This is a genomic window from Pseudactinotalea sp. (genome assembly GCF_048594945.1).
Lineage (GTDB): Bacteria > Actinomycetota > Actinomycetes > Actinomycetales > Beutenbergiaceae > Pseudactinotalea.
In genome coordinates this window covers 1-3162 of sequence record NZ_JBMDXJ010000426.1, presented here as the reverse complement: position 1 = coordinate 3162, position 3162 = coordinate 1, and the positions used below count along the sequence as shown (strand labels likewise).

3 protein-coding genes and 1 pseudogene are annotated in these 3162 nt (G+C 67.0%); all 4 read left to right on the top strand.

What is annotated here, in order from left to right; genetic code table 11:
* A pseudogene (locus ACOJSN_RS19515) lies at positions 1–240 on the top strand (HNH endonuclease); the annotation flags it as partial.
* A gap of 51 nt (positions 241–291) precedes the next feature.
* On the top strand, positions 292–1200 hold the full coding sequence (locus tag ACOJSN_RS19510; RefSeq protein WP_420114152.1) for a DUF2268 domain-containing protein: 909 nt from the start codon (positions 292–294) through the stop codon (positions 1198–1200).
* A 29-nt stretch (positions 1201–1229) separates the two neighbouring features.
* Positions 1230–1997 carry a MerR family transcriptional regulator gene (locus tag ACOJSN_RS19505; RefSeq protein ID WP_420114151.1) on the top strand — a complete coding sequence of 256 codons (768 nt, stop codon included), beginning with the start codon at positions 1230–1232 and terminating at the stop codon, positions 1995–1997.
* A gap of 42 nt (positions 1998–2039) precedes the next feature.
* Positions 2040–3026 (top strand): IS481 family transposase, encoded by a 987-nt coding sequence (locus ACOJSN_RS19500; protein WP_420114150.1) that lies wholly within the window; start codon positions 2040–2042, stop codon positions 3024–3026.
* Positions 3027–3162: the final 136 nt, after the last annotated feature.

The window sequence follows — 3162 nt, the reverse complement described above, 5'->3', positions numbered from 1 at the left end:
CTCGACGTCGAGCTCTCCCGCACCGACCTCTCCGTCTCCCCCGAGGTCTTCTCGCGGGTCCTCGGCCATCTCCTCGCCGCCGCGGTCGCGCGCAGCGAGGAGCCGGAGCATGCCCGGCCCGAGAACCGCCGCCGCGTGGTCTTGGACCCGCCCCGGCCCGACGGCACCGGCTGCCTGCGCATCATCGGCCCGATCCCGGAGATCCTCGACCTGTCTAGATGTACTGACCGGGGACATTGATCGAGGAAACGGTTGACCTTGTCGTAGCGGCAATGTTTACGGTCGCTTGTCATGACCATTTCAATGATTGACAGTGCCTCGGGCATGAACCGAGTCCTGACGGCGGACGCGAAGGATCGCGCCGACCTCATCCGTGACATGTGGGCTCCGATGGCCGGGATGTACCACTTCATCCCCGGCGGCGTGGACATGGCCACCGTGCACCAGCAGAACTTCGGCTTCCGTCCGGACTCCGCGATCGAGCAGGTCCGCGAAGGTCTGGAATCCCTTGTCGCGGCCGATGCGTGGACCCGCATCGAGAAGGCCCTCGAGGACGGGGTCGCAGCGTTGACGTCTGCCGATCCGGGTGTGACCATCCCCGACCTGAACGTGCTGCTCGTCCTGGGAGATCCGACCAGCCAGCACTTCGTCGACGAGGTGCAAGGGATGTCAGGGTTCGGCGGCATCAGCGGCTACATCGCCATCACCGTCTGGCCCACCTCGCGCGTTCTCGATCGCCTCGAGGCGATCGCGGTCCACGAACTGCACCACAACGTGCGCTATTCACCCGGCGGGATCGTGTGGGACCCACAGACGGTGATGGTTGGCGAGCACGTTGTGTCCGAAGGGCTCGCCGACGTTTTCGCGTCCGAGTTGTATGGCGCCGCCGGCTACACCCACTTCGTGCGCGATGAAACCCGCTCCGACGACCAGGTCCTGGCGAAGGTTGCCAGCGGCCTGGGCGTCACAGGAATGGCAGACTTCGCCGCCTGGGTGCTGGGCGACTCGAGCGCACAACTGTTCGGTGCCGAGCCTGTCGGCTTGCCGACCGGGGCCGGTTATGCAGCCGGTGCTCGGCTTGTCCGCGAATACCTCGACGCCACGGGCGCCACGGCCGCCCAAAACGTCCGCACTCCCGCGTCCGATATCCTGCGCATTGCGCTGCCACGGCTGGGCCTGACCACAGACGCGGCACACTGAGCAGCACGTCGATCGACAGGAGCCCGGTGATGGAATGGACGGTGCACGAGCTCGCTGAACGCGCAGGCATCAGCGGCCGCACGCTGCGCCACTATCACCGCATCGGACTGCTTGAACCCGATCGCGTCGGGTCCAACGGCTACCGCTACTACGGTCCCGACGCGGTCGCTCGCCTGCAACGCATCCTTCTGCTCCGCGACACGAGTATGCCACTGGCCGACGTCGCCGCAGTGCTCGACGCCCCCGAGACGCCGACCGCCGAGGTCGAAGCGCTCGAGGCCCACCTGACACAGCTCGCCGAGGACCGCGAGGCCCTGGACCGGCGCATCAGCGCGGTCAAGCACACCCTGCAGATGCGCCGCGAGGGCCGCGAACCGCGCTTGGATGTGATGCTCGAAGGCTTCAACGACCGCTACGAGGCCGAGGTCGTACGACGGTGGGGACGCGAGGCCTTCGACGCGTCGAACCGGTGGTGGCATGCCAAGTCCGTGGAACAGCAACGCGACTGGCAGGCCAACGCCCAGGCCCTGCTCACGCGGTGGGCAGAAATCCACGAAGCCGGCCACACACCCGGCTCACCAGTTGCTCAAGCGCACGCTGCCGACCACGTGGCCTGGTTCGCTGACATCCCCGGGACACCTACCCACGCCGGCGATGCCGAACGATCCGCCGCAATGGTGCAAGGCATGGCCGACCTCTACGAAACCAACCCCGACTTCCACCAAACCTTCGGCAGCCCAGAAGCCGCGCAGTTCGCCGCGAACGCCCTGCGCATCCACGTGCAGCATCCGGCCTGACAGCGGCGGATGCCGCGGCGCCGTCCCGTACCGAAAGATGCTATGTCCCATCCCAACGCTGCCCTCACACCGCGTCACCGTCTGAAGGTTGCCCAACTCGTCGTCGAGGAGGGCTGGCCGATCAGTGAGGCCGCCGCCCGATTCCAGGTCTCGTGGCCGACCGTGAAACGCTGGGTCGACCGCTACCGCGCCGGCGAGCCCATGCACGACCGGTCCTCGCGCCCGAAGAGCTCGCCGAACAAGACGAGCAAGCCCGTCACGAAGCGGTGCGTCAACCTGCGGATCAGGTTGCGGGAAGGGCCAGTTCAACTATCAGCGAGGCTCGGGATCGCGCCCTCCACCGTCCACCGCATCCTCACCACTGCTCGATTGAATCGGCTGTCGCACGTCGACCGGGCGACCGGCGAACCGATCCGTCGTTACGAGCACGCGCACCCCGGGTCGCTAGTGCACGTGGACGTGAAGAAGCTGGGGAACATCCCCGACGGCGGTGGCTGGCGCTACGTCGGCCGACGCCAAGGCGACCGCAACCGCGTCGCCACGCCGGACAAGCCACGCAATCAGCACGGCGGACCCAAGCTGGGCTACGCCTACGTCCACACCGTGATCGACGACCACTCCCGCGTCGCGTACACCGAGATCCACGACGACGAGACTGCTGTCACTGCCGTTGGCGTCCTGCAACGAGCTGTCAACTGGTTCGCCGAGCGTGGGGTCACGATCGAGCGAGTACTGTCCGACAACGGCGGTGCGTACCGGTCGAATCTGTGGCGCGGTACCTGCGAGGCGCTGTCGATCCGTCCGAGGTACACGCGCCCATATCGCCCGCAGACGAACGGGAAGGTCGAGCGCTTCCACCGCACAATGGCCGACGGGTGGGCTTACGCCCGCTGCTACTGCTCAGAGGCAGAACGACGCGACGCTCTCGAGTCATGGCTGCATCACTACAACCATCACCGACCCCACACGGCCTGCGCCAACCAGCCGCCCTTCACGCGGTTGATCAATGTCCCCGGTCAGTACATCTAGACGCCTGGATCTCGCGGCTCATGCCGTCCGCGACGGTCAGCGCCGCACCTTCGAGCAGGGCACCCCGCCGCCGGTCGATCCGGGAGGCGAGATCGAGGCCAGCTGCCTGATCCCCTCCCTCGCCCGCACCCGTTAC